The 25,598-nt window shown below is 49.9% G+C and carries 26 protein-coding genes and 6 pseudogenes; 14 read left to right on the top strand and 18 right to left on the bottom strand.

Annotation, left to right across the window (positions count from 1 at the left end; all coding sequences use genetic code 11):
* Positions 1–88 precede the first annotated feature (88 nt).
* Together ACQGXV_RS07645 and ACQGXV_RS07640 are read left to right on the top strand one after the other, a co-directional pair.
* Positions 89–1,300: an IS256 family transposase gene (locus ACQGXV_RS07645; protein ID WP_440862551.1), complete on the top strand. Its 1,212-nt coding sequence runs from the start codon at positions 89–91 to the stop codon at positions 1,298–1,300.
* Between the two features lie 3 nt (positions 1,301–1,303).
* Positions 1,304–1,483: pseudogene (locus ACQGXV_RS07640) on the top strand (transposase); the annotation flags it as partial.
* Between the two features lie 17 nt (positions 1,484–1,500).
* Here ACQGXV_RS07640 and ACQGXV_RS07635 read toward each other — a convergent pair.
* From ACQGXV_RS07635 to ACQGXV_RS07625, 3 genes are all read right to left on the bottom strand, one after another.
* Positions 1,501–2,034, bottom strand: a complete 534-nt coding sequence (locus ACQGXV_RS07635) for an IS630 family transposase (protein ID WP_440867179.1) — start codon at positions 2,032–2,034, stop codon at positions 1,501–1,503.
* Positions 1,958–2,323 carry an IS630 transposase-related protein gene (locus ACQGXV_RS07630; protein WP_440862584.1) on the bottom strand — a complete coding sequence of 122 codons (366 nt, stop codon included), beginning with the start codon at positions 2,321–2,323 and terminating at the stop codon, positions 1,958–1,960. Before ACQGXV_RS07630 ends, ACQGXV_RS07635 begins: the two co-directional genes overlap by 77 nt.
* 417 nt (positions 2,324–2,740) lie before the next feature.
* Positions 2,741–3,001, bottom strand: a complete 261-nt coding sequence (locus ACQGXV_RS07625) for a transposase family protein (RefSeq protein WP_440866073.1) — start codon at positions 2,999–3,001, stop codon at positions 2,741–2,743.
* Between the two features lie 4 nt (positions 3,002–3,005).
* On the opposite strand from ACQGXV_RS07625, the gene ACQGXV_RS07620 reads away from it, so the two are divergent.
* Positions 3,006–3,134 (top strand): hypothetical protein, encoded by a 129-nt coding sequence (locus ACQGXV_RS07620; RefSeq protein WP_440866072.1) that lies wholly within the window; start codon positions 3,006–3,008, stop codon positions 3,132–3,134.
* Complete coding sequence (locus tag ACQGXV_RS07615) at positions 3,073–3,285, top strand: hypothetical protein (protein ID WP_440867856.1); 213 nt, start codon at positions 3,073–3,075, stop codon at positions 3,283–3,285. The genes ACQGXV_RS07620 and ACQGXV_RS07615 overlap by 62 nt, the downstream gene beginning before the upstream one ends.
* Positions 3,286–3,362: 77 nt before the next feature.
* On the opposite strand, the gene gyrB is transcribed toward ACQGXV_RS07615, so the two are convergent.
* From gyrB to dnaA, 4 genes are all read right to left on the bottom strand, one after another.
* Complete coding sequence (gene gyrB / locus ACQGXV_RS07610) at positions 3,363–5,774, bottom strand: DNA topoisomerase (ATP-hydrolyzing) subunit B (protein ID WP_440866071.1); 2,412 nt, start codon at positions 5,772–5,774, stop codon at positions 3,363–3,365.
* Positions 5,775–5,792: 18 nt separating this feature from the next.
* Positions 5,793–6,878 carry a DNA replication/repair protein RecF gene (recF, locus tag ACQGXV_RS07605; protein WP_440866070.1) on the bottom strand — a complete coding sequence of 362 codons (1,086 nt, stop codon included), beginning with the start codon at positions 6,876–6,878 and terminating at the stop codon, positions 5,793–5,795.
* A 93-nt stretch (positions 6,879–6,971) separates the two neighbouring features.
* Positions 6,972–8,072, bottom strand: a complete 1,101-nt coding sequence (gene dnaN, locus ACQGXV_RS07600; protein WP_222159004.1) for a DNA polymerase III subunit beta — start codon at positions 8,070–8,072, stop codon at positions 6,972–6,974.
* A gap of 4 nt (positions 8,073–8,076) precedes the next feature.
* Positions 8,077–9,492, bottom strand: a complete 1,416-nt coding sequence (gene dnaA, locus ACQGXV_RS07595; protein ID WP_440866069.1) for a chromosomal replication initiator protein DnaA — start codon at positions 9,490–9,492, stop codon at positions 8,077–8,079.
* Positions 9,493–10,138: 646 nt separating this feature from the next.
* Between dnaA and rpmH the strand changes: the two genes are divergently transcribed.
* The 5 genes from rpmH (at position 10,139) to mnmE (ending at position 14,122) form a co-directional block, all read left to right on the top strand.
* Positions 10,139–10,279 carry a 50S ribosomal protein L34 gene (gene rpmH / locus ACQGXV_RS07590; RefSeq protein WP_440866068.1) on the top strand — a complete coding sequence of 47 codons (141 nt, stop codon included), beginning with the start codon at positions 10,139–10,141 and terminating at the stop codon, positions 10,277–10,279.
* An 18-nt stretch (positions 10,280–10,297) separates the two neighbouring features.
* Complete coding sequence (gene rnpA, locus ACQGXV_RS07585; protein WP_440866067.1) at positions 10,298–10,657, top strand: ribonuclease P protein component; 360 nt, start codon at positions 10,298–10,300, stop codon at positions 10,655–10,657.
* Positions 10,621–10,878 (top strand): membrane protein insertion efficiency factor YidD, encoded by a 258-nt coding sequence (yidD, locus tag ACQGXV_RS07580; protein WP_440866066.1) that lies wholly within the window; start codon positions 10,621–10,623, stop codon positions 10,876–10,878. The genes rnpA and yidD overlap by 37 nt, the downstream gene beginning before the upstream one ends.
* Positions 10,879–10,880: 2 nt before the next feature.
* Positions 10,881–12,527 (top strand): membrane protein insertase YidC, encoded by a 1,647-nt coding sequence (gene yidC, locus ACQGXV_RS07575; RefSeq protein ID WP_440866065.1) that lies wholly within the window; start codon positions 10,881–10,883, stop codon positions 12,525–12,527.
* A 230-nt stretch (positions 12,528–12,757) separates the two neighbouring features.
* Positions 12,758–14,122 carry a tRNA uridine-5-carboxymethylaminomethyl(34) synthesis GTPase MnmE gene (gene mnmE, locus ACQGXV_RS07570; RefSeq protein ID WP_440866064.1) on the top strand — a complete coding sequence of 455 codons (1,365 nt, stop codon included), beginning with the start codon at positions 12,758–12,760 and terminating at the stop codon, positions 14,120–14,122.
* Positions 14,123–14,158: 36 nt separating this feature from the next.
* Here the strand turns inward: mnmE and ACQGXV_RS07565 are convergent, their stop codons facing one another.
* On the bottom strand, positions 14,159–14,470 hold the full coding sequence (locus tag ACQGXV_RS07565; RefSeq protein WP_440866063.1) for a hypothetical protein: 312 nt from the start codon (positions 14,468–14,470) through the stop codon (positions 14,159–14,161).
* An 86-nt stretch (positions 14,471–14,556) separates the two neighbouring features.
* Between ACQGXV_RS07565 and ACQGXV_RS07560 the strand changes: the two genes are divergently transcribed.
* Complete coding sequence (locus tag ACQGXV_RS07560) at positions 14,557–15,456, top strand: transposase family protein (protein ID WP_440862939.1); 900 nt, start codon at positions 14,557–14,559, stop codon at positions 15,454–15,456.
* Positions 15,457–15,468: 12 nt separating this feature from the next.
* On the opposite strand, the gene ACQGXV_RS07555 is transcribed toward ACQGXV_RS07560, so the two are convergent.
* Together ACQGXV_RS07555 and ACQGXV_RS07550 are read right to left on the bottom strand one after the other, a co-directional pair.
* The gene (locus ACQGXV_RS07555; protein ID WP_440866062.1) at positions 15,469–16,536 is read right to left on the bottom strand and encodes a HipA domain-containing protein; all 1,068 of its coding nucleotides are present in this window, start codon (positions 16,534–16,536) and stop codon (positions 15,469–15,471) included.
* Positions 16,518–16,787, bottom strand: a complete 270-nt coding sequence (locus tag ACQGXV_RS07550) for a helix-turn-helix domain-containing protein (RefSeq protein ID WP_440866061.1) — start codon at positions 16,785–16,787, stop codon at positions 16,518–16,520. The genes ACQGXV_RS07555 and ACQGXV_RS07550 overlap by 19 nt, the downstream gene beginning before the upstream one ends.
* Before the next feature lie 186 nt (positions 16,788–16,973).
* Here ACQGXV_RS07550 and ACQGXV_RS07545 point away from each other — a divergent pair, with 186 nt between their 5' ends.
* A complete protein-coding gene (locus ACQGXV_RS07545; protein ID WP_440866060.1) occupies positions 16,974–17,186 on the top strand; it encodes a putative quinol monooxygenase in 213 nt (70 codons plus the stop codon).
* On the opposite strand, the pseudogene ACQGXV_RS07540 reads toward ACQGXV_RS07545, so the two are convergent.
* From ACQGXV_RS07540 to ACQGXV_RS07515, 6 genes and pseudogenes are all read right to left on the bottom strand, one after another.
* Positions 17,175–17,669 (bottom strand): annotated as a pseudogene (locus ACQGXV_RS07540) (IS5 family transposase); the annotation flags it as partial. The gene ACQGXV_RS07545 and the pseudogene ACQGXV_RS07540 sit on opposite strands and share 12 nt — an antisense overlap.
* 50 nt (positions 17,670–17,719) lie before the next feature.
* Positions 17,720–18,491, bottom strand: a pseudogene (locus tag ACQGXV_RS07535) (transposase); the annotation flags it as partial.
* Positions 18,492–18,692: 201 nt separating this feature from the next.
* Positions 18,693–18,827 (bottom strand): annotated as a pseudogene (locus ACQGXV_RS07530) (transposase); the annotation flags it as partial.
* 83 nt (positions 18,828–18,910) lie between these two features.
* Positions 18,911–19,795 (bottom strand): transposase family protein, encoded by an 885-nt coding sequence (locus ACQGXV_RS07525; RefSeq protein ID WP_440866059.1) that lies wholly within the window; start codon positions 19,793–19,795, stop codon positions 18,911–18,913.
* Positions 19,796–20,150: 355 nt separating this feature from the next.
* Positions 20,151–20,267: pseudogene (locus ACQGXV_RS07520) on the bottom strand (IS5/IS1182 family transposase); the annotation flags it as partial.
* Positions 20,268–20,340: 73 nt separating this feature from the next.
* Positions 20,341–20,439: pseudogene (locus tag ACQGXV_RS07515) on the bottom strand (IS5 family transposase); the annotation flags it as partial.
* Positions 20,440–20,520: 81 nt separating this feature from the next.
* On the opposite strand from ACQGXV_RS07515, the gene ACQGXV_RS07510 reads away from it, so the two are divergent.
* Both ACQGXV_RS07510 and ACQGXV_RS07505 read left to right on the top strand, forming a co-directional pair.
* Complete coding sequence (locus tag ACQGXV_RS07510; RefSeq protein WP_440866058.1) at positions 20,521–20,895, top strand: transposase; 375 nt, start codon at positions 20,521–20,523, stop codon at positions 20,893–20,895.
* 79 nt (positions 20,896–20,974) lie between these two features.
* Positions 20,975–21,589, top strand: coding sequence for an IS30 family transposase (locus tag ACQGXV_RS07505; RefSeq protein ID WP_440867320.1), 615 nt, complete (start codon positions 20,975–20,977; stop codon positions 21,587–21,589).
* A 765-nt stretch (positions 21,590–22,354) separates the two neighbouring features.
* Here the strand turns inward: ACQGXV_RS07505 and ACQGXV_RS07500 are convergent.
* The gene (locus ACQGXV_RS07500) at positions 22,355–23,107 is read right to left on the bottom strand and encodes a M48 family metallopeptidase (RefSeq protein ID WP_440866057.1); all 753 of its coding nucleotides are present in this window, start codon (positions 23,105–23,107) and stop codon (positions 22,355–22,357) included.
* A gap of 132 nt (positions 23,108–23,239) precedes the next feature.
* Positions 23,240–23,371, bottom strand: a complete 132-nt coding sequence (locus tag ACQGXV_RS07495) for a hypothetical protein (protein ID WP_440866056.1) — start codon at positions 23,369–23,371, stop codon at positions 23,240–23,242.
* 106 nt (positions 23,372–23,477) lie between these two features.
* Between ACQGXV_RS07495 and tkt the strand changes: the two genes are divergently transcribed.
* Positions 23,478–25,472 carry a transketolase gene (gene tkt, locus ACQGXV_RS07490; protein WP_440866055.1) on the top strand — a complete coding sequence of 665 codons (1,995 nt, stop codon included), beginning with the start codon at positions 23,478–23,480 and terminating at the stop codon, positions 25,470–25,472.
* Positions 25,473–25,598 lie beyond the last annotated feature (126 nt).

Raw genomic sequence — 25,598 nt, 5'->3', positions numbered from 1 at the left:
AGAAGATGTAAATCAAACGGTTAAATTAGAGACTGTAAAATAATCTGTGTAAATGGCATTTTGAGGAAAACCTTCAAAGGATAACAAAATGCCTATCAGCAACGAACTTATTGACCAACTGCTTCAAGATTGTCACTCCCCTCAGGATCTGCTGGGTGAATCAGGCCTACTCAAGGTGCTGACTAAAAGACTGGCGGAACGGGTTCTTGAAGCTGAGATGGAGATGCACCTTGGGTATGCTAAGCATGACCCGGCTGGTAATCATTCAGGCAACTCACGCAATGGCAAGACATCCAAGAGCGTACGTAGCCAAAATGGGGAGATCGAGCTCGATATTCCGCGCGACCGCAACAGTACCTTCGAGCCGACACTGATCGGTAAGCACGAAAAACAGCTTAACGGCTTCGATGACCGCATTATTTCTCTCTATTCCAGAGGGTTATCAACCCGTGATATTCAGGCACACTTTAAAGAAGTCTACGGGGTCGATGTTTCCGCTGGCTTCATTTCTCAAGTGACCAATGCTGTGATGGATGAAGTTAAGCGCTGGCAGCAACGGCCGCTGGATGCGCTTTATCCCATTGTTTACCTTGACTGTATTGTTGTCAAAAGCCAGGACGGCGGAGCCGTGGCCAACAAGTCTGTTTATCTGGCCCTCGGCGTCAACGGCCAGGGCGAAAAAGAGCTGCTGGGGCTATGGATAGCCAAAACTGAGGGGGCCAAGTTCTGGTTATCTGTGATGACAGAACTGAAAAATCGTGGGCTAAAGGACATCTTCGTCGCCTGCTGCGATGGCCTGAAAGGCTTTCCTGATGCCATTGAAGCTGTTTACCCGCATACGCGGGTACAGCTCTGCATTGTGCATCAGGTGCGGAACTCGCTGCGCTACGTCGGCTGGAAAGAGCGTAAGGCCGTTGCTGCTGACCTGCGCACCATCTATAGTTCCGCAACGCTAGAGGGCGCTGAAGAGGCCCTGGATGCCTTCGCGGCCAAATGGGATGAACAGTTCCCGACGATCAGCCCGTCGTGGAGAAATAATTGGGAACGTCTCATCGTCATTTTTGACTTTCCGCCGGAGATCCGCAAGGTTATCTACACCACCAACGCGATAGAGTCGTTAAATGCTTCATTGCGCAAGATAACGAAAACGCGACGAATATTTCCAACGGATGACTCGGTGATAAAATTACTCTATCTAGCCTTGCATAATATCTCTGCTAAATGGACCTTGCCAATCAGAGACTGGAAACCTGCTATGAGCCAATTCATGTTGATGTATGGAGAACGAATCTCCGGTTAAGCAATGGAGCCATTTACACAAAATTCTTTACAGACTCTTAAATTATTCAACAAAGCCGTGTTTAACCTGTCGCTCCGGGCATTACAGGGCTTTGTCGACTCGGTTTTTACACTGATGAGCCTGCCACTGCGCTGCCCGGACTACTCTCTGGTCAGTCGGCGGGCAAAAACCGTCAGTATAGCCAAGCGACTTAATTTTGATTACACCATATGGACTGAGAACAAACTCTCTGTATCGCAACCCATCTCTCTTTTTTTGCTTTTTGCTTGTGCCCATTTATGCTCAATTGGGTTAAGATCTGGCGAATATGTAGGCAAATACTCCACCATATACCCTGCATCGATGATGACTTGTTGAATATTATGTTTTTTGTGAAAAGTGGCATTGTCCATCATGATTACACTGTTTTTAGGGAGTACTGGGATAAGGACTTGTGTGACCCAGGCATAGAAAACATCGCTGTTAATATTGATATCAAATAATCCGATAGCAAACAGCGTTGTGCCTAATAAAGCGCCGATAACATTTGTTCTTCCCCTAGCTCCCCAGTTCTTCAGGCCAAAACACCGTTGACCTTTTGGGGAATAGCCGTGAGTCCGTGGGGTATCGTGTGAAAAACCACTTTCATCAATAAAAACAATAGGTTTACCTTCTTTTTCATACTGTTGTTTTTTTTGTTGAAATCCCTGCCGGGCGTTTTCGTCGGCTTTCGGATGACGTAGAGTTTTTTTTATAGGTCAATCCCAGCTTTTTAAGCGCTTGCCAAATGGCCTTCTGACAAACGCCAAAACGCTCTGCACGTTCTTTTTGGTAAGCATCTGGATATTGTTCAACATCTTTTATCAACTCGGATTTATCGATCTTTCGCTGACGCGTGGTCGATGCTTTTGACTCTATTTGATTAATCCAACGCGATACAGAGGCAGGGCCAATCCGAAATTGCTTCGCTGTTTCTCGGATACTCAACCCTTCGTTTTTCCGTGTAGATATCACTTTACGTCTAAAATCAATTGAATAGCTCATTTAAATAATGTAATCAAAATTAAGTCGTTTAGCTATAGCGTATTCTTGCTGACAGATATACCGAATTCCAGGTGCAAACGGCCACTGATAATTTCAGGTGAAGAGTGGCTTTGTTGAATAATTTAACCGTTTGATTTACATCTTCTTTAGTTAGAATGCATTTACAGAGAATGTATTTTGTTAGAACGACAAATCAAATAGTTAGCACAATAAAAAGCATTCCGAGAGGAAAAATTAGTCGTTGAAATTTTATAATGCTTATATAAATCAGTATCTTAAATTATTCAACAAAGCCGTGAAGAGTGAGTGGAAAGCGCCTGCCTGATGAAGTTCTGAATGTGTGGCTCCAACTGGTAAAAAGCATTAAGCGTGTTGCTTAATAGTGAAATAAGGGTGTTTCGGTGATTGAAGTAAATTTTACGCTGTTCTGAGATGGAAATTCCAAAGACCGGCGCTAAGGAGTAAGAAGGTATCATCAATAAAGGGTCTACGATTCCGTAAAATTTGGGTCATGCAACCGAGGCGCTTGATACCCGCGATGGCGTGTTCAACTGTAATACGGATGCCCGAGATTATTTTATTTTCTTGTTTTTGTTCAGGCGATAAAGGTCTTTTTCGAGTTCCTTTTTTTGGGATTTGTGTATTAGGATGCTGTTTATCTATATAGCTAAGCGACATTATTTTGATAACAGCCAGCTATGCTTCTTTGCCATATATCAGGGCATCGGCTGTAATCATTTTTAAGTCGGTTGGCTATACCTTCTTACTCCTTAGCGCCGGTCTTTGGAATTTCCATCTCAGAACAGCGTAAAATTTACTTCAATCACCGAAACACCCTTATTTCACTATTAAGCAACACGCTTATTTTCTGGTCTGCGGTCATTTTCATGCTGATCACCGCCGCTATCACGCTGGTGCAGGAAATGCGGGCCAGCAAGCGTCGCGCCGCCGCCGCCGTCTGACCACTAAAAAAAACCGCCGCGTAGCTCAGGCTGCGCGGCGGTTGTTTGTTTCACTACACCCTATTCGATATCCATCATCAGATATCAATGTTAGCTGCTTTCAACGCGTTCTCTTCGATAAAGGCACGGCGCGGCTCAACCGCATCACCCATCAGCGTAGTAAACAGCTCATCCGCCGCCATGGCGTCTTTAACTGTCACGCGCAGCATGCGACGACTTTCCGGATCCATGGTGGTTTCCCACAACTGTTCCGGGTTCATTTCGCCCAGACCTTTGTAACGCTGGATGTTCAAACCACGGCGTGACTCTTTCACCAGCCACTCCAGCGCTTGTTCAAAGCTGCTAATCGGCTGTTTGCGCTCACCGCGTTCGATGTACGCCCCCTCTTCGAACAGGCCACGCAGCTTCTCACCCAGCAGTACGATTTTGCGGTATTCGCTGCCACGCACAAAGTTGGCATCCAGCACATAATCGGTATCTACCCCATGAGTACGCACGCGCAGTACCGGTTCGGCAAACTCTGGGTTATCGCTCAACGTTCCGCTGTAGCTGCTGCCGTGCACATCATCTTCATTGAGGGTTTTTACCAACGTCGCCAGCCAGCTTTCTACTTTGGCACGGTCTTGTAGGTGGTCTTCTGTCAGCGTGTCCTGGTAAATCAAGGCATTCAACAACGCACGCGGATAACGACGTTCCATACGATCGATCAACCGCTGTACGCCGTGGTGATCTTTCACCAGCAGTTCCACTTGCTCGCTTTGCAACGCAGGTGCCTGAGCATTGATGTGCAGCGCCGATCCATCCAGTGCCAGTGCAATCTGATACTGGTCCATCGCTTCATCATCTTTAATATACTGTTCTTGCTTGCCTTTCTTCACTTTGTACAACGGTGGTTGAGCAATAAAAACATGGCCACGTTCGATGATTTCCGGCATCTGACGGTAGAAGAAGGTCAGCAGCAACGTACGGATGTGCGCACCATCGACGTCGGCATCGGTCATGATGATGATATTGTGGTAACGCAGCTTGTCCGGATTATATTCATCGCGGCCAATGCCACAGCCCAGCGCGGTGATCAGCGTGCCCACTTCCTGAGAAGAGAGCATCTTGTCAAAGCGCGCTTTCTCCACGTTAAGGATTTTACCTTTCAGAGGCAGAATGGCCTGATTCTTACGGTTACGCCCCTGCTTGGCAGAGCCGCCCGCCGAGTCCCCTTCCACCAGGTAGAGTTCAGACAGCGCCGGATCGCGTTCCTGACAATCCGCCAACTTGCCCGGCAAGCCAGCCAGATCGAGCGCCCCTTTGCGTCGTGTCATTTCACGAGCCTTGCGTGCCGCTTCGCGCGCGCGCGCTGCATCAATAATTTTGCCGACCACGATTTTGGCATCACCCGGATTTTCCATCAGGTAATCGACCAGACGCTCGTTCATCAGCGATTCCACCGCGGTTTTCACCTCGGAAGAGACCAGTTTATCTTTGGTCTGAGAAGAGAATTTCGGGTCCGGTACTTTCACCGACACCACGGCAATCAGCCCCTCACGCGCATCGTCACCGGTAGCGCTGACTTTGGCCTTTTTGCTGTAGCCTTCTTTTTCCATGTAGCTGTTCAGCGTACGCGTCATCGCGCCACGGAAACCGGCCAGGTGTGTTCCACCATCGCGCTGCGGAATGTTGTTGGTAAAGCAGTAGATATTTTCCTGGAACCCGTCGTTCCACTGCATGGCAATTTCGACGCCGATATCGTCTTTTTCTGCGCTGAAATAGAACACCTGCGAATGAATCGGCGTCTTGTTGCGGTTCAGGTAGTCAACAAACGCCTTGATGCCGCCTTCATAGTGGAAGTGATCGGCCTTACCCTGCTCACGCTCGTCACTGAGACGGATGGAAACGCCCGAGTTCAGGAACGACAGTTCACGCAGGCGCTTGGCCAGAATTTCGTATTCGAAATCGGTCACGTTGCTGAAGGTTTCCATGCTCGGCCAGAAACGCACGGTGGTACCGGTGCGTTCAGTGTCACCGACGACGGCCAGCGGCGCCTGTGGCTCACCGTGGCGATAAATTTGGTGGTGAGTCTTACCCTCACGATAAATGGTCAGTTCCAGCTTTTCAGACAGGGCGTTGACCACGGAAACCCCTACGCCGTGCAGACCGCCGGACACTTTATAGGAGTTATCGTCAAACTTACCGCCTGCATGCAGCACGGTCATGATCACTTCGGCCGCAGAGACACCCTCTTCTTCATGAATACCGGTAGGAATGCCACGGCCATCATCCTGCACCGAAACCGAGTTATCTTTATGAATGGTAATAACAATGTCTTTGCAGAAGCCTGCGAGCGCCTCGTCGATAGCGTTGTCCACAACCTCGAATACCATGTGATGCAGGCCTGTGCCGTCATCCGTATCACCGATGTACATACCCGGGCGTTTACGTACCGCATCCAGCCCTTTCAATACTTTGATACTTGAGGAGTCATAAGAATTCGACATCAACGTTTCTCGCTCATTTTAGTCCTGTAATTGAACCGTTATTTTACCCTGTTCCACGCGGAACATCTTGCCCTTTTCACCAATCATGTCATCTATCTGTTCAGCGCTGATCGCGCTGACAAATACCTGAGCCTCGGTAGCTTTTAACCGTTCAGCCAACAAACGGCGGCGTGTACTGTCCAGTTCGGAAGCAAAATCATCTATCAGATAAATACACTTGGCACCGCTATGGCGAGTGAGGAACTCCCCCTGCGCCAATCGCAACGCACACATCAATAACTTCAACTGTCCACGCGACAGCATATCCTCCACCGCCACGCCGCCTGCACGGATACGAAAATCCGCTTTGTGCGGCCCCAGCGCGGTATAGCCTAACTGCCGGTCGCGCTCAAACTGCCTTTCCAGCAATTCGGCATAGTCGCTCTCTTTGTCCCAGCCGCGCTGGAAAGAGAATCTCAACGAAAACTCCGGCAAAAACTGTGCGCAGGTCGCGGTAATGTCTGCGGTAATCGCAGCGGTGTACTCCGCCCGCCAGGCGCTGATGCGCTCGGCCAGCGGAATAAGTTCCTGATCCCAGGCACGCAGTTGACGATACTGCCCCATCTGACGCAGCGCGGCATTACGCTGGCGCAATAACCGTTTCAGGTTGCTCCAGGCCGCGAAAAAGCCGGGCTCATGATGAAAACAGCCCCAATCGAGAAAGGCACGGCGGTATTTTGGCCCACCGTTGAGCAGCGTGAAACCCTCCGGCGTGATGAGCTGAATCGGCAGTAACTGCGCCAGATCCGCCACCTTGTGACCATCACTGCCATCAATACGCACGGTACTGTCGCCCAGCCGGTTTTTACTCAGACCTATCGAGCGTTCGCGCTCCATACCCTCCAACCGACCGTGCAGAATAAATTCGGGCTGTTCATGCCGAATCACGCGCGCCGCCTGGATAGAGCGAAACGCGCGACCGTGCCCCAACGTGTAGATGGCCTCCAGCACGCTGGTTTTTCCGCTGCCATTATCCCCCACCAAAAAATTGAATCCGGGGATGAGCGCCAAATCGGCAGAGGCGATATTACGGAAATCTTTAATCAGAAGGCGGGTGAGTGCCATGGACAACCAGATCCTGTACGCGACAACCTGCACAAATGCCGACGGCAAGCGTCGGCATTCACGCAAAAAAGAGGGCAGACCACGCGCGTCCTACTACAGACGCATCGGCATGACAACGTATGCCGCCGCCTTGCTGGCACCGTCTTCAATCTGCACGCTAGAGACAGAATCGGTCAGCAGCAAACGAACATCTTCGCACTTCAGCGCATTCAACACATCCAGCACGTAGCTGACGTTAAAGCCGATTTCCATTTCCGTGCCGTTGTACTGCACGTCCAGAATCTCTTCCGCTTCTTCCTGCTCCGGGTTATTCGCGGTAATTTTCAACTGATTTTCAATCAGGTGCAGGCGCACGCCGCGAAACTTCTCGTTTGACAGGATCGCCGCACGCGCAAATGCCTGTTTCAACAAATCGCAGCTTGCTTCCAGCGCCTTGTCCGGGTTTTTCGGCAATACGCGGCGGTAGTCAGGAAAACGCCCATCGACCAGCTTGGACGTAAAGATGAAATCCCCGACGTGGGCGCGAATGTTGTTGGTGCCGATCTGTAACTGCAATGGCGTATCACCACCGTCCAGCAGTCGCAGCAGCTCAATCACCCCTTTACGCGGCACGATCACCGAGTGGGACGGCAGCGACTGACCAATCGGCATGGCGCATACCGCAAGACGGTGGCCATCGGTCGCGACGGTGCGCAGCTCTTCCCCTTCGGTTTCAAACAACATGCCGTTGAGGTAATAGCGCACATCTTGATGCGCCATGGAAAACTGCGTGGCTTCAATCAGACGTTTCAGCGTCGCCTGCGGCAACGAGAATGCTACTTCGCTCTGCCAGTCATCCAGGTTCGGGAAATCAGACGCCGGGAGCGTGGAAAGCGAGAAACGGCTACGGCCGGAACGCACCAGCATCCGGTCGCCTTCCAGCGTGATGGTAATTTCTGCACCGTCCGGCAAGCCACGGCATATATCAAACAGTTTACGCGCTGGCACCGTGGTCGCACCGGGTTCATGGGCCTGAGACAGGGGGATCTTCGCCACCATCTCCATTTCCAGATCGGTGCCGGTCAGCGACAATGCGCCGTCCGTCACTTGCAACAACAGATTGCCCAGAATAGGCAATGTGGGACGGCCACCTAACGGGCCACTCACTTGTTGTAACGGTTTTAGCAGATGCTCGCGTTCAATAATGAATTTCATAATATTATGAAGATAATGTTCTGATTAAATTAGAGAAATCTTCCTTGATGTCGTGGCTTTCCTCACGCAGCTGCTCAATCTTGCGGCACGCATGCAGCACGGTGGTATGGTCACGACCGCCAAACGCATCACCAATTTCCGGTAAGCTGTGGTTTGTCAGCTCTTTTGCCAGCGCCATCGCCATCTGGCGCGGGCGTGCCACCGATCGGGATCGCCGTTTGGACAGCAGATCGGCGACTTTGATCTTGTAGTACTCCGCGACCGTCTTTTGAATATTGTCGATGGTCACCAACTTTTCCTGCAACGCCAACAGATCGCGCAACGCTTCGCGCACGAAATCAATGGTAATGGCGCGGCCGGTAAAATTGGCGTTAGCGATCACACGGTTCAGCGCACCTTCCAGCTCACGCACGTTAGAGCGCAGCCGCTTGGCAATAAAAAAGGCCACTTCACCCGGCAGACGAATATCATTTTCATCCGCTTTTTTCATCAGGATCGCCACGCGCGTTTCCAGTTCCGGCGGTTCGATCGCGACCGTCAATCCCCAGCCAAAGCGTGATTTCAGACGATCCTCTACCCCATTGATCTCTTTTGGATAACGATCGGAGGTCAGGATGATTTGCTGATTGCCTTCCAGCAACGCATTGAAGGTGTGGAAAAACTCCTCCTGGGAGCGCTCTTTGTTGGCAAAAAACTGAATATCATCGATCAACAAGGCATCGACGGAGCGGTAATAGCGCTTAAATTCTTCAATCGCATTGTTCTGTAAGGCTTTGACCATATCCTGTACAAAGCGTTCAGAATGCATATAGACCACTTTGGCATTATTGCGCGCAATAATGCCATTACCCACCGCGTGCAGCAGGTGGGTTTTCCCCAAACCGGTGCCACCGTAAAGAAACAGGGGATTATAGGCTCCGCCAGGGTTGTCAGCGACCTGACGCGCCGCCGCGCGCGCCAGTTGGTTAGACTTACCTTCAACGAAGTTGTCGAACGAATGCTTCGGATTGACGTTGGAACGGTAGGTATGCTCCGTTTGCGTCGCCGGTGTGTCCCAGCTGGGGCGCACGGGTGCCTGCCTGACCGGCTGCACCGCCGCCTGCGGGCTGGCAGGCTGGCTGACCGCCACCGCCGCCTGCGGGCTGGCAGGCTGGCTGACCGCCACCGCAGCCAGCGGCTTGCTGCCCACTTCAAAACGCAGCAAAGGCGCATCCATACCGCAGAAATCGTTCAGCAGGCCATTAATGTTATTGAGGTACTTGTCTCTTACCCAATCCAGCACAAAACGGTTCGGCGCGTAGAGCGCCAACGTGTTGTCGTTCAGTTCCGCCTGCAACGGACGTATCCACATGCTGAATTCTGTGGCAGGTAACTCATCCTGCAAACGGGCAAGACACTGCTGCCAAAGCGAAAGTGACACGGCGGACTCCACTCGAACAAGATTAAAATAGAAAAGAATAAGATACGTTATTTAGTGTAATTCATGATTATGACCCGGAAGCTGCAATGGCAGTCCCCTGGGTGCACCGCGCATCTGATGATGTCCATGCGGTTGCCGAGACGATCCCGAAGAAGGATCGTTCACGGGACGGCGAATCATAACCTAATCCTCGGCAGAGATCTTCCCTTTCTGCACAGTTTCGATCCTTTTTATCCACAGGCTATTCTTATCATTCATGGCCGCCACGTGCCGCACAACGATGTCGCAGGCTTGTATCATGCGGACACCTAGCATAACTGAATCAACATTCACGCTGGAGTGACAGCGATCATGATCCTGCATTAAGAATCGTGTCAGGATCCTTGCGATTTAATGCAGAGTACGTATAATCATCAGCCCGACGCGTTGATGCTCTTCTGTGCTATTTCAGACAGAAAATTCCCCAAATTTATTGCGGAAAGGGCTCCATAGGCGTGTGATGTCAATTGACTCGGGACTGTACAATTATTACAATCCCGCCTCTTTATCTTTGATGTATGCGATTGAGGCGTCGGTCAGTGTTCACGCCGGAGCGCCAAACGCGTTTACTGTGAAGTCAATTATCCAAGTTTAGGTAGAAATCGCCATGAAACGCACTTTCCAACCGTCCGTATTGAAGCGTAACCGTAGCCACGGTTTCCGTGCTCGTATGGCCACTAAAAATGGTCGTCAGGTTCTGGCCCGCCGTCGTGCAAAAGGCCGTACTCGTCTGACTGTTTGTAAGTAATAAAAGCTAACCCTCCTAGTGGTTAATCTCGCTTTTCCCAGGGAGTTACGTTTGTTAACTCCCAGCCATTTCACTTTCGTCTTCCAGCAGCCGCATCGGGCTGGCACGCCGCAAATCACCATCCTCGGCCGCCTGAATTCGCTGGGGCATCCTCGCATCGGTCTTACTGTCGCTAAAAAGCATGTCAAACGGGCGCATGAACGCAATCGGATTAAACGTCTGACGCGGGAAAGCTTTCGTTTACATCAACATACCCTACCTGCGATGGATTTTGTGGTGATCGCCAAAAAAGGGGTAGCCGACCTGGATAATCGCGCGTTGACGGAAGCATTGGAAAATTTATGGCAACGGCACTGTCGCTTGGCTCGCGCCTCCTGATCGGGCTGATACGCGGTTATCAGCTCGTTATAAGTCCGTTGTTAGGGCCTCATTGCCGTTTTCGCCCAACCTGTTCACAATACGGCATTGAGGCGATACGCAGGTTCGGCATGATAAAAGGCAGTTTGTTGACGCTTAAACGCGTATTAAAATGCCACCCTTTGAACCCTGGTGGTGATCATCCCGTACCGCCAAAACCCGACAATAACAGAGAACATTAACGATGGATTCGCAACGCAATCTTCTTCTCATCGCTCTGCTATTCGTAAGCTTTCTGATCTGGCAGACGTGGGAGACGGACAAAAATCCGCCTGCCGCTTCAACGCAAGCCATCCAGCAAGCGACGAACGCAGTCAACGGTGATAACGCCAGCCAGGGCGTGCCTAACAGCGGTCAGGGTAAACTGATCAAGGTGAAAACCGACGTACTGTCGTTGACTATCAATACGCGCGGCGGCGATATCGAACAAGCCAATCTGCTGGCGTTCCCTGACAAACTGCACTCTGCTACGCCATTCCTGCTGCTGGAAACCACGCCGGAATTTGTGTATCAGGCACAGAGTGGATTGAAGGGTAAACACGGTCCGGATAACCCGTCGAACGGCGCACGTCCGCTGTTTACTGCTGCACAGGATCACTTTGAACTGGCTGACGGACAGGACGCACTGACCATTCCGTTGACCTACACCAACGCTGACGGCGTGACCTTCACCAAAACGTTCGTGCTTAAACGTGGCAACTATGCGCTGAACGTAAACTACAACGTGAACAACACCAGCGAGAAGCCGTTGGAGTTGACGCTGTTTGGTCAGTTGAAACAGTCTATTGACCTGCCGAAACACCGCGACACTGGCAGCAATAACTTTGCACTTCATACCTATCGTGGCGCCGCGTTCTCCTCCAGCGACGATAAGTACAAGAAATACAGCTTCAGCGACATGAAAGAAAACCTGAACGTCACCACTGAGGGTGGCTGGGTTGCCATGTTGCAGCAGTATTTTGCTACCGCATGGATTCCGACCACCGCGGGTGCCAACACCTTCTATACCTCACAGTTGGGTAACGGTTTGGCCGCCATTGCCTTTAAAGCCACGCCGGTAACGGTTGACGCTGGCGCCCAGAAAGACATCAGCGCAGTACTGTGGGTTGGTCCGGAAATTCAGGACAAGATGGCGGCGATTGCACCGCATCTGGACCTGTCAGTGGATTACGGTTGGTTATGGTTTATCTCCCAGCCGCTGTTCAAACTGCTGAAATTCCTGCACGGCTTCATCGGTAACTGGGGCTTCTCCATCATTGCCATCACCTTTATCGTGCGCGGTATCATGTACCCGCTGACTAAGGCACAGTACACCTCGATGGCGAAAATGCGTATGCTGCAACCGAAAATGCAAGCCATGCGCGAGCGTATCGGTGATGACAAGCAGCGCATGAGCCAAGAGATGATGGAGCTGTACAAAGCGGAGAAAGTGAACCCGCTGGGCGGCTGCTTCCCGCTGCTGATCCAGATGCCTATCTTCCTGGCGTTGTACTACATGCTGATGAGCTCGGTTGAGCTGCGCCATGCGCCGTTCATCCTGTGGATCACTGACCTCTCTGCACAAGACCCGTTCTACATTCTGCCGATCCTGATGGGTATCACGATGTTCTTCATTCAGAAGATGTCGCCAACCACCGTGACCGACCCGATGCAGCAGAAGATCATGACCTACATGCCGGTTATCTTTACCGTGTTCTTCCTGTGGTTCCCGTCAGGTCTGGTGCTGTACTATATCGTCAGCAACCTGGTCACCATTATCCAGCAGCAGTTGATTTACCGTGGGCTGGAGAAGAAAGGCCTGCACAGCCGCGACAAGAAAGAGAAGAAATAAGCGGACTGCACTAGGCTGTGTCCCTTAATTGCACGATAGATGAAAAATCGTACAAAGCAGGCTGTTTTTGACAGTAAAAAAAACCAAAATCAGTCCAAAAAACGAACAGATTCGATGTGTTTTTCTCATTTCCAATCAGTGAAAATTAATTAAGGGACACAGCCTAGTCTGAGAATAAGGCGGCTATGGGCCGCCTTATTTTTTTGTTTAATTGCCACAGAGAAGCCATCATGAGCCATACCGATACCATCGTAGCCCAAGCCACACCCCCCGGACGCGGCGGCGTAGGTATTTTGCGCGTGTCCGGCAAGCAGGCTGCCGAAGTGGCGCGCGCCGTGCTGGGTAAATTACCCAAACCGCGCCATGCGGATTATCTGCCGTTTCGCGATGCCGACGGTAGCGCGCTGGATCAGGGTATTGCCATCTGGTTTCCTGGCCCCAACTCATTCACCGGCGAGGACGTGCTGGAACTGCAAGGGCACGGTGGCCCGGTTATCCTTGATTTGCTGATGCAGCGCATTCTGGCACTGCCCGGCCTGCGCATTGCACGCCCCGGCGAGTTCTCCGAGCGCGCGTTTCTCAATGACAAGCTCGATCTGGCGCAGGCCGAAGCTATCGCAGACCTGATCGATGCCAGCTCCGAGCAAGCGGCACGATCTGCGCTGAACTCCTTGCAAGGCGCCTTCTCTACCCGCATTCACCGTCTGGTGGAAGCGCTGATTCACCTGCGCATCTATGTTGAGGCGGCCATTGATTTTCCTGATGAAGAGATCGATTTCCTTTCTGACGGCAAGATTGAAGCGGAACTCAACGGCGTGATGGCCGATCTGGCGGATGTTCAGGCCGAAGCGCATCAAGGCAGTCTGCTGCGTGAAGGCATGAAGGTAGTGATTGCAGGTCGCCCCAATGCGGGAAAATCAAGCCTGCTCAACGCACTGGCCGGGCGTGAGGCGGCAATCGTGACCGCTATCGCGGGCACCACACGCGACGTACTGCGCGAGCATATTCATATCGACGGCATGCCGCTGCATATCATCGACACCGCCGGGCTGCGCGATGCCAGCGACGAAGTGGAGCGCATCGGCATTGAACGCGCCTGGCAAGAGATTGAACAGGCGGATCGCGTACTGTTTATGGTCGATAGCACCACCACCGATGCCACATCGCCTGCCGAAATCTGGCCAGAGTTTATGGCGCGCTTGCCCACCACACTGCCGATTACCGTCGTGCGCAATAAAGCCGATATTACGGGCGAGCAACAAGGCATTGAAGAGGTAAACACTTACTCACTGATTCGCCTGTCCGCCAAAACCGGTGATGGTGTCGATATCCTGCGTAACCATCTAAAACAGAGCATGGGCTTTACCAGCAACACCGAAGGGGGCTTCCTGGCACGCCGCCGCCACCTGCAAGCGCTGGAAACCGCCGCACAGCATCTGGAACAGGGCAAAGAACAGTTAGTGAGCGCTTACGCAGGTGAACTGCTGGCAGAAGAGCTGCGGCTGGCGCAGCAGGCACTGAGTGAGATCACCGGGGAATTTACTTCCGATGACTTGTTGGGACGGATTTTCTCGAGTTTTTGTATTGGGAAGTAGTCGGCCTAGACGCGCAAAAGGCCCCCAATCGGGTGCCTATTCCCACCCGGTCATTAATCGCCTTGCTCTCGCCTGCATGCTTTCGAGAATCGCATCACGAATTAATGCAGGAAAATCAGCAGACAGTTGGTTTCTGGCTTTCGCCACAACCGCATCCATCGATTGTGCAAATTCCGTCAGAATGTTTTCCATCGATTCTCTGGCAAAGCCTACGGCCTGCGCCGTTTGGAAAAAGTGCCGTGGAAAGATGTGCTCAATGGCGTATTTTTTGCCTTTTGAGCCAGCCAACCCCATCGCCAGTGTAGCCTCGCTGCGATCAATTCCCCGCTCCCCCATCGCCGGGTACATAAAACTAGTTGCTGAATAGAGACTTGCATTTTTTGTCAGGCTATTGAGAATAAAAAGAGGTTTAACTTAGAGAATAAAGGTTTGAAATGATCAACAAAGAGCGGTTGTTACGAGATAATCGTTTATGTAAAGCAATCATTGGATTATCAGTCGAAGAATTGAAAAATTTAGCCGCTGAATTTTCAGCTTGTTATTTGATTTATCGGAAAAAGAATCGAAAAGATCACGAGCGGCAGATGGGTGCAGGGCAGAAAGGATTTATCCCAACCCCATTAGATAAACTGCTTTTTATTTTATTGTATTTAAAATGTTATCCGACCTATGATTTGCAAGGACTTCTTTTTGGTTTAGATAGAACACGGGTATGTCGCTGGGTAAAAATATTATTGCCGGTTTTAGAGATGACCTTGGGGCGAGAATGTGTTTTGCCCGCTCGTCAAATTCGCTCTGCTGAGGAATTTTTTCGCGCCTTTCCTGGAGTTAAAGACGTCTTTATTGATGGGACAGAGCGACCTGTCCAAAAGCCTAAGAATCTGCGTCGGCGAAAAAAAATGTATTCGGGAAAGAAAAGACAGACCACTCGAAAAGGGCTTATTATGACTGACGAAACAAGGCAAATTGGATTTATCCCCATGAGCAAAAATGGGCGCCGTCACGATAAACGCTTACTCGATAAAGTCGATATAATTCGCCATATTCCTCCTGAGGTAACCATCTGGGCAGATACCGGTTTTCAAGGTATAGATAAACAGCATCCTAATACACAAATTCCAAAAAAAGGAACTCGAAAAAGACCTTTATCGCCTGAACAAAAACAAGAAAATAAAATAATCTCGGGCATCCGTATTACAGTTGAACACGCCATCGCGGGTATCAAGCGCCTCGGTTGCATGACCCAAATTTTACGGAATCGTAGACCCTTTATTGATGATACCTTCTTACTCCTTAGCGCCGGTCTTTGGAATTTCCATCTCAGAACAGCGTAAAATTTACTTCAATCACCGAAACACCCTTATTTCACTATTAAGCAACACGCTTATAGAAAGAATGTCATAGAAAGGCGTGAGGCGATAGCGCCCCTCAGATTCAATAAACAGGGAAAAGTTTTTCGCATGCCCATCCGTGGCCGCCAATAGCCAAAACAGCACCTGGGTCTTCATAAAGCGATAGCGATCCTGTGCTGGATCGACCGAACCCAACAGATACGCCATAATGGCGGAAATGCCCGGCCCACCATGATTTTCGTATTTCCGTGCGGAAGGCACGTTTAATACCTGGCAAAAATCCTCCTGAGGCAACCGCATAATCCAACGGCCATCCGAGGCATATTTACGATCAAAACGTTCTACCGCCAGCGCTTTTATCTTGCCAGTTTTTATCATAAAACAGTGCGGTACCGGCAGCCCAAACGCCTTGGCAATGAGCATGCACAGATATTCATTCTCAACGCTGTCAGACATATCGATTGAGTAAGAGTGACTCTCGATTTTACCAATCGGTAACTTGATGATGTGGGTAGTGGGTGTGGTATTAAAGGGCAGGCACCAGCTATCACCCCGATAGAGCAGTGCCGTCTTTTCCTGTGCGCCTGCGATAGAGATGCGAAAATCATCTTCTGCGTCAATCATTCCTAGCGGGGCATCAGACAGATATCGCTCCAGTATGTTTTCAAGCTGTTGCTCGGATAAGGTTTTGTATTCTATCTGTTTTATTTTGCCAGCCGCAGTACCCTGCGGCATCAATTGCAATGCCCCGACGCTGTCCTTCCCTACTTTAGCCAGCAGATCAAACGGCTGGGTGGAATCCGCCCGGTGCCTGGCAATAATGCGTCTTCTGATATCCTGGTTGTCTGGCAACAAATTGTCGAAGAAGTTATAAACTTCATCACCTTGGTAAGGCTGATGGCGTAGCGGCATCGAGAGCGAGATGGGGCGACTGCCCGGCAACCCAAGCCAGTCCGCATCATAGGAAAAATGATGGGCGCCGCTACAGGTTTTGGTCAGTATCCCCACTCGATAGCTGTTCATGTAAACATCGAGCGCCGCCATTACCATTCTTCCTTCCACGATGGTGTTACAACAGGGTCTTCGTTATTGGCAGCCGTTGCGTTTCTAGGCGTCACAGTCAGTTCTAAATTCAATGCCGACAGGATTTTAAAGAAGGTTTCCAGCTTGGTAGAATCAGGGTGTTGTTCAAAGCTGGATACCGTGTCCTGACGAATCCCCACTTTGTTGGCTACTTTCCCTTGTGATAGCTTCTGCATAATACGAACATCTTTTAGATAGCTGCTAAGCTGCTTGCTGTTGGTGACCTTCATTATCTTATCCTACCGGTTGTAGACGGTAAGATAATTATTACACGCTTTGGCAGGTAAAACAAGAATTACACGCTATAGGCGTTAAATACAAATTTATCGGTCATAGCGTGTAAAGAAGAGATAAGTAACATAAGGTCAGTGCCACAATGAACGATCCCCACCGCAGCCCCAAAACCGAGAACCTACATGCTAAAAGATTTTATCAAGCCAGAGGCGATTGAAACCGTCCTCCCGCTGTATCGTGAGCTGGTTGAGGCCACCAAGAAAGAGCAGCTGGGCATTGCCTACGATTTGTATGTCGACGAGAAAGACATCGGGCACTTCATCTTCATCGAGGAGTGGCCAGATCGTTTGGCACTCGATGCACATTGTGCTAGGCTGTGTCCCTTAATTACGTAACCGGGCGTAAAACAAGCGGATGCAGCCCAGTTTCACCATTGCTAGATAGTTTCTTGCCGTTTTTTCATAACGTGTGGCAATCCGTCTATATTCCTTTAAACGGCCAAAACATCTTTCTACAACGTTGCGACGGCGATAAGCATCACGATAAAGTTGTGAGCGTCCATCTGAAGCCAGTTTTTCATTTGATTTTCGGGGAATAACCGCTCTTATCCCTTTTCTTTTCAACTCGTTACGGAGTGCATTGCCAGAGTAGGCTTTGTCAGCCAGTACCGCATGACCACGACGCTTCATGCTACCGTTCTGCCGTTGCACGCAAATGCCGTCCAGGAGTCGTAACGCGAACAGGCTTTCGTGAGCCTGCACAGCACTCAGTACGATATTTAGCGGGATGCCGCTTGCGTCAGTCGCCATGTGGATTTTGGTGCCATAACCACCTCGTGAGCGACCCAGGCTGTTATCGTTGGTAATATCGGGGGCTTTGTTGAATAAATCAGAATTAGCCGACAGGATGACTCCCTCTGCTACACCTGTTATCCGATCCTGACGCTGTGTGGCATACCCAACAACGTCATACGGTTCAGCGCTTTGACCATCGCTATGGCTTCACCTACTTGAGCCTCATAGTCACGCAGGCTCAGATGGCCACCCAGCAAAGTTTTTATGCGGAACATCGCTGTTTCTGCCACTGAACGCCGGTGATAACCCACTTTCTTTTTCCACATATCATTACTCCCGCTCAGACGCTGATTCGCCACCGCATGGTTACGTTCATGGTACTTGTCCGGCCAGTATTTGGCTCCGCTTCGCGGCGGGATAAGGGGCCTGATTTTCTTTCTCAGCAACGCATCGTGGCAGTATAGCCAACCGACTTAAAAATGATTACAGCCGATGCCCTGATATGTGGCAAAGAAGCATAGCTGGCTGTTATCAAAATAATGTCGCTTAGCTATAACGGGCGTCATAAGCACCGTCTGCTGACACTTCCCTGATTTTCCGGTGGGTTTGGTTAATCAGGCCCGGCAGTGCCTGCGCATCTGTCGTTCCGCTGAGCGATAAGTCGGCACAGATAATCTCATGCGTCGCACTGTCTGCTGCCAGATGAAGCTTGCGCCACACTCTTCGTCTGTCAGCCCCATGCTGCCTGACTTTCCATTCACCTTCGCCAAAGACCTTCAGACCGGTACTGTCGATGACCAGATGCGAGATTTCACCACGCGTTGGCGTTTTTATGCTGATACTGACGGTTTTTGCCCGCCGACTGACCAGAGAGTAGTCCGGGCAGCGCAGTGGCAGGCTCATCAGGGCTTTGTTGAATAATTTAACCGTTTGATTTACATCTTCTTTAGTTAGAATGCATTTACAGAGAATGTATTTTGTTAGAACGACAAATCAAATAGTTAGCACAATAAAAAGCATTCCGAGAGGAAAAATTAGTCGTTGAAATTTTATAATGCTTATATAAATCAGTATCTTAAATTATTCAACAAAGCCGCTCATCAGTGTAAAAACCGAGTCGACAAAGCCCTGTAATGCCCGGAGCGACAGGTTAAACACGCGCTTTATCATCAAAACCGTGGTAACAGCCATATCGGTGTAGTAAAGCGGCCGACCGCGACCTTCAGGCGAAGCACTAAGCGTGTTGCTTAATAGTGAAATAAGGGTGTTTCGGTGATTGAAGTAAATTTTACGCTGTTCTGAGATGGAAATTCCAAAGACCGGCGCTAAGGAGTAAGAAGGTATAGCCAAGCGACATTATTTTGATAACAGCCAGCTATGCTTCTTTGCCGCATATCAGGGCATAGGATGTAATCATTTTTAAGTCGGTTGGCTATATCATCAATAAAGGGTCTACGATTCCGTAAAATTTGGGTCATGCAACCGAGGCGCTTGATACCCGCGATGGCGTGTTCAACTGTAATACGGATGCCCGAGATTATTTTATTTTCTTGTTTTTGTTCAGGCGATAAAGGTCTTTTTCGAGTTCCTTTTTTTGGGATTTGTGTATTAGGATGCTGTTTATCTATACCTTGAAAACCGGTATCTGCCCAGATGGTTACCTCAGGAGGAATATGGCGAATTATATCGACTTTATCGAGTAAGCGTTTATCGTGACGGCGCCCATTTTTGCTCATGGGGATAAATCCAATTTGCCTTGTTTCGTCAGTCATAATAAGCCCTTTTCGAGTGGTCTGTCTTTTCTTTCCCGAATACATTTTTTTTCGCCGACGCAGATTCTTAGGCTTTTGGACAGGTCGCTCTGTCCCATCAATAAAGACGTCTTTAACTCCAGGAAAGGCGCGAAAAAATTCCTCAGTAGAGCGAATTTGACGAGCGGGCAAAACACATTCTCGCCCCAAGGTCATCTCTAAAACCGGCAATAATATTTTTACCCAGCGACATACCCGTGTTCTATCTAAACCAAAAAGAAGTCCTTGCAAATCATAGGTCGGATAACATTTTAAATACAATAAAATAAAAAGCAGTTTATCTAATGGGGTTGGGATAAATCCTTTCTGCCCTGCACCCATCTGCCGCTCGTGATCTTTTCGATTCTTTTTCCGATAAATCAAATAACAAGCTGAAAATTCAGCGGCTAAATTTTTCAATTCTTCGACTGATAATCCAATGATTGCTTTACATAAACGATGGCTTTGTTGAATAATTTAACCGTTTGATTTACATCTTCTTTAGTTAGAATGCATTTACAGAGAATGTATTTTGTTAGAACGACAAATCAAATAGTTAGCACAATAAAAAGCATTCCGAGAGGAAAAATTAGTCGTTGAAATTTTATAATGCTTATATAAATCAGTATCTTAAATTATTCAACAAAGCCATAAACGATTATCTCGTAACAACCGCTCTTTGTTGATCATTTCAAACCTTTATTCTCTAAGTTAAACCTCTTTTTATTCTCAATAGCCTGACAAAAAATGCAAGTCTCTATTCAGCAACTAGTTTACTGTCAGTCCATGCAGCGATGGCGGACTCATCAAGCCAGACCGTCAGGGAGCCGCGTTGTCTGAGTGCTTTGTTGTAGGTGGGCCAGTTGGTGATTTTAAACTTTTGCTTTGCCATGGGGAGCTTGCTATCGGGAGCGATGATAGTGCTCTGATCCGGCGATCCCCTGAAAGTTCGATTTATTCAACAAAGCCAATATCGGGATGTTTTTTTGAGCGCCAGCCGCACATTTGAGCGCAAGGATATTGCTGCCATCCAGCGCAGTGGCTGACCAGTCAACAGGCCCATTCCCACTCGAAACTCAACAAAGTGACCCACTTGCCAGAGTCGGATAAAATCACCGTTCTGGCCATACTGGAGAGCCTGTTGCATGCAGGGAAAACATCTGACTCAGAAAGAACGGTTCTACATCGAAAAGCGGCGTGGTGAAGGTGTCAACCAAGCTACCATCGCCAGAGAGCTTGCTCTGCCTCGCTCGACCATCAGCAGGGAACTCAGACGCAATACCGACCCTACTTTCAATGGTGTCTACTGCTGTAGAAGGGCGGACACTCTGGCCCGGGAACGCCGTCATAAGCCTCTGCCAAACAATGCTTTTTACCCGTTGGAGCCACACATTCAGAACTTCATCAGTCAGGCGCTTTCCACTCACTCTTCACCTGAAATCATCAGTGGCCGTTTGCACCTGGAATTCGGTATATCTGTCAGCAAGAATACGCTATATAGCCAAGCGACATTATTTTGATAACAGCCAGCTATGCTTCTTTGCCGCATATCAGGGCATAGGATGTAATCATTTTTAAGTCGGTTGGCTATATCGCTATATCCTGCAGGAGAGACAGGCTGGCGGGGAGCTATATCAGCAACTTCCTCATCGGGGAAAACGTTACAGGTACAATGCCGAAAACCTCAAATCAGGCCCTATTCCCAACCGTGTTGGTATTGAGTATCGCCCAGCTCAAGCCGAGCTTAAACAGGAGCCTGGCCACTTCGAAATTGACACTATTTTTGGCAAAGACCAGAAGTCATTCTTGTTAACCATCGTAGATAACGCATTGAAAACCGTCATCATTCGCAAACTGCCTAATAAGCGCGCGGAGACTGTGGTTGCTGCTTTCAGGGACATTGAAGCTAATACCTTTTGCAAGTTTAAGACCCTAACAGCTGATAACGGCCCTGAATTCGCTCTGCACGAGCAAATTACTCAAATCACAGGGGCGCAGGTCTACTTTGCCCATCCTTATCATTCCTGGGAGAGGGGCTTGAATGAGCACACCAACGGGCTGATACGACGTTTTTACCCAAAGGGAACAGACTTCAGTCAGGTCAGTCATCGTAAGATTGCCGAACTCGAACACATACTCAATACAAGGGGCAGAAAATCGCTGGGCTATCGTTCCCCCAATGAGGTATTTTTAACGCACTTACTGGTGGCATAAGCCTCTACCGTTTTGTTGCGTTTCGAGTGGGAATGGGGCCTCCACTCGCGCCATCGATGATAAAAATGCATTTTTTTCTTCCCTGGGGTATCAATGTAAATCGGTTTGCGGACTTTACATGCAGCGTAGAAACACGTGAAAAAATTTCACGTAAGCCGACAAGCGTAAAGTTGCATTTGCTAAAAATTCTCACATCCATGGTGTTTTGACTTTATGAGTTTATTTAAAAAAAACATATCTCAAATATTGTTGTCAATATTGCGCTCGTCGGGTTAGTCATCCAAAAATCACTGTGAAATAATCTGAAATATTTATCTGTTTTACGGATCCACTATCTCAAAAATAGGACTAAAGAAAATAATCATCCTATCTCAATGATAAAATTGACAAATTTCTACAACTCTCGCGAGGCTATCATATCAAATTTAGGGAATTTTCCTATTAAAAAATATAATGCATTGAAAATACAGCGTGTTACGCTATTGAATTAATAGGTATTGGCGAAAATATTAATTGGTATAATTGATTGAATTTTGGTGATTAATTACTTTTATTTATTTGAATAATGGTGGGATATTGATGAAGGTGAACATCTTTTATTTCTTATACCGTCAGAAGGGGCAGCATCGTTATTATGAATTATCCCTATCAGTTAAATGGTCTCTCTGTTAAGGATAAAACAATCACGTAGGCGCAATCCCTTCAGCATATAATTGCAGCGACGTACTGAGGTGATACCTCGCTGCGGTGAGTGTATCGATTAGGTTACTTGCCTGCGGCGATACGATCGCGAATATGTTGCGCGCGTTCTTCGGCGGCAGGGTGTGAATCAAACATACTGCTTTGTCGGCCCGCATCCAGTTTGGCCAATTTCTCAAAGCTACTGGCTAACCCTTGTTGGTCGATGTTACGCCGTTTTAGTAAGTCGAAAGAGTAGTCGTCGGCCTGACGCTCTTGCGTTTGAGAAAACTGAGCATTCACCAACTGTTCTCCCATATCAGCCAACTGGGATTGTGATAACGATGTTGCCACGCCGCCTGCCGAGGCGACAGCAGTGCGGGCCGCGCAGGTGGCATAGGCCACCTGCATCGCCTTACGGCTATGACCCAAGGCCACATGCCCCATTTCATGCCCCAGCACACCTTCGACTTCATTGTCCGTCATGATATCCATCAATCCGCTGTAGACGCGAATGCAGCCATTGGCCATTGCCCAGGCATTCACGTCTTTGGTCAGGTACACCTTATAGTTGGCGGGAGTGCCATTGATGTCGTGCCCGAGCGCATCGGCGATGTTGTTCAGTCGTTTCGTATAGCTGCTATCGGCGGGGGCGATGTTGGCCTCTTTATCCATTTGTGCACAAGACTGTTCGCTGAGCGTTTTGACTTGCGCATCGTTCAGCGTTGCCGCCTGAAACGCTTGCAACCCAGATTGCATCAGCGTGTTGTTATCCAGATTTTGACAGCCGCTCAGCAGGCTGGTGATAGTCAGAGCTAACAGCGGTGTTCTGATCCTCATACCCTTATTTTCCTCACTGGTTTCTAGACACATGCAGGTTCTGCTGACGGTAGGGCAGAAACGATGTTCTTTTTAATCGGCCACTATGATGAAACTCGGTTTCAAAATAGAGGAAAGCGAATGGTCTTAATATCAGAAAACGGCGAATTCACTCGTACTTTCAGCAGGCTTTGTTGCATGTATGATAGTTAAAATCCTGTTTGGCGCAAAATAGCCATGAAATCCTGTTATTTCGCCAATGGTTCCATGTGCAATCGCCTGCATTTTCATGTACATTTATAGCTATCTCTCTTAGGTCTTTCTGGCTAACGTATTGATTATTAAACGTATGTTTGGTGAGACATCTGTTCAATTCGATCCGGAGTAAAGCATGTCCTCTCGTAAAGAACTTGCCAACGCAATCCGTGCACTCAGCATGGATTGCGTGCAAAAAGCCAAATCCGGTCACCCGGGCGCACCCATGGGTATGGCAGATATCGCCGAAGTCGTGTGGCGCGATTACCTTAATCACAACCCGGCTAACCCGCACTGGGCCAACCGCGACCGTTTCGTTCTCTCCAACGGTCACGCTTCCATGCTCATCTACAGCCTGCTGCACCTCACCGGCTACAACCTGCCGATTGAAGAGCTCAAGAATTTCCGCCAACTGCATTCCAAAACCCCGGGGCACCCGGAGTACGGTTACACCGACGGCGTGGAAACCACCACCGGCCCACTCGGGCAGGGTATCGCCAACGCGGTCGGCATGGCCCTGGCGGAACGCACGCTGGCGGCGCAGTTCAACCGCCCGGGTCACGATATCGTTGACCACTTCACCTACGTGTTCATGGGTGATGGCTGCATGATGGAAGGCATCTCCCACGAGGTGTGCTCGCTGGCCGGAACCCTGAAGCTGGGCAAGCTGGTGGCGTTCTATGATGACAACGGCATCTCCATTGACGGTCATGTGGAAGGCTGGTTTACCGATGACACCGCAGCACGCTTTGAAGCGTACGGCTGGCACGTGGTGCGCGGCGTCGACGGCCATGACGCCGATGCCATCACCCGCGCTGTCGAACAAGCACGCGCTGTAACGGACAAACCGTCCCTGCTGATGTGCAAAACCGTGATTGGTTTTGGTTCACCGAACAAGGCCGGTACTCACGATTCCCACGGTGCGCCGCTGGGTGACGCTGAAGTGGCCGCTTCACGCGAACAACTGGGCTGGAAATACCCGCCGTTTGAAATCCCTGCTGAAATCTATGCCGCCTGGGATGCCAAGGCCGCTGGCGCGCAGAAAGAAAGCGCCTGGAGCGAGACGTTTGCCGCCTATGCCAAGGCCTATCCGGAACTGGCTGCCGAATTCAAACGCCGCACCGTTGGCGACCTGCCGACCAACTGGCAGGCTGATGCTCAGAAATTCATTGAAGAACTGCAAGCCAACCCGGCAAAAATTGCCAGCCGCAAAGCCTCGCAGAACGCGCTGGAAGCCTACGGCAAGCTGCTGCCGGAATTCCTCGGTGGCTCTGCCGACCTGGCACCGAGCAACCTGACCATCTGGTCCGGCTCGGTCTCGCTGGATAAAGACCCGGCAGGCAACTACATCCACTACGGGGTGCGCGAGTTCGGCATGACCGCCATCGCCAACGGTCTGGCGCTGTACGGCGGCTTCCTGCCGTATACCGCGACCTTCCTGATGTTTGTGGAATATGCCCGTAACGCGCTGCGCATGGCCGCGCTGATGAAAATCCGCAGCATCTACGTCTATACCCATGACTCCATCGGTCTGGGTGAAGACGGCCCGACGCACCAGCCGGTAGAGCAAATGGCAAGCTTGCGTGTGACGCCAAACATGAGCACCTGGCGTCCGGCGGATCAGGTAGAAACCGCGGTGGCATGGAAATACGCCATCGAGCGTAAGGATGGCCCGACGGCGCTGATCCTGTCGCGTCAAAACCTGGCCCAACAGGCACGCACCGCGCAGCAACTGGCGGACGTGGCGAAAGGAGCTTACGTACTGAAAGACAGCGACGGCCAACCGGACCTGATCCTGATTGCTACCGGTTCAGAAGTGGAGCTTGCAGTGGCGGCCTACGACGTGCTGAGCGCGCAGGGCCACAAGGTACGCGTGGTCTCCATGCCGTCTACCGATGCATTCGACAAGCAGGATGCGGCCTACCGTGAAGCAGTGCTGCCGAAAGCGGTGAGCGCTCGCGTGGCGATCGAAGCAGGCATTGCAGACTACTGGTACAAATATGTCGGCCTGAACGGCGCGATTGTGGGCATGACCAGCTTCGGCGAATCGGCTCCGGCGGAAAAACTGTTCGAGGTGTTTGGCTTTACGGTGGATAACGTGGTGGCAAAAGCCAGCGCGTTGCTGAAGTAAGCCTTATACCCTAAGTTGCGGGAAGGCGGCAAGGAAGAGACAAATCTGTCTGGAACCGATTTGAACAGCGTATACACTGGCCCGAAGGGCGAATCTCAGGGATGAGATGCATTAATCCCGAAGAGC

This window comes from Symbiopectobacterium purcellii (assembly GCF_052050035.1).
Classification (GTDB): domain Bacteria; phylum Pseudomonadota; class Gammaproteobacteria; order Enterobacterales; family Enterobacteriaceae; genus Symbiopectobacterium; species Symbiopectobacterium purcellii_A.
The sequence above is the reverse complement of the archived record's forward strand: the minus strand, read 5'-3'. Positions and strand labels throughout refer to the sequence as shown.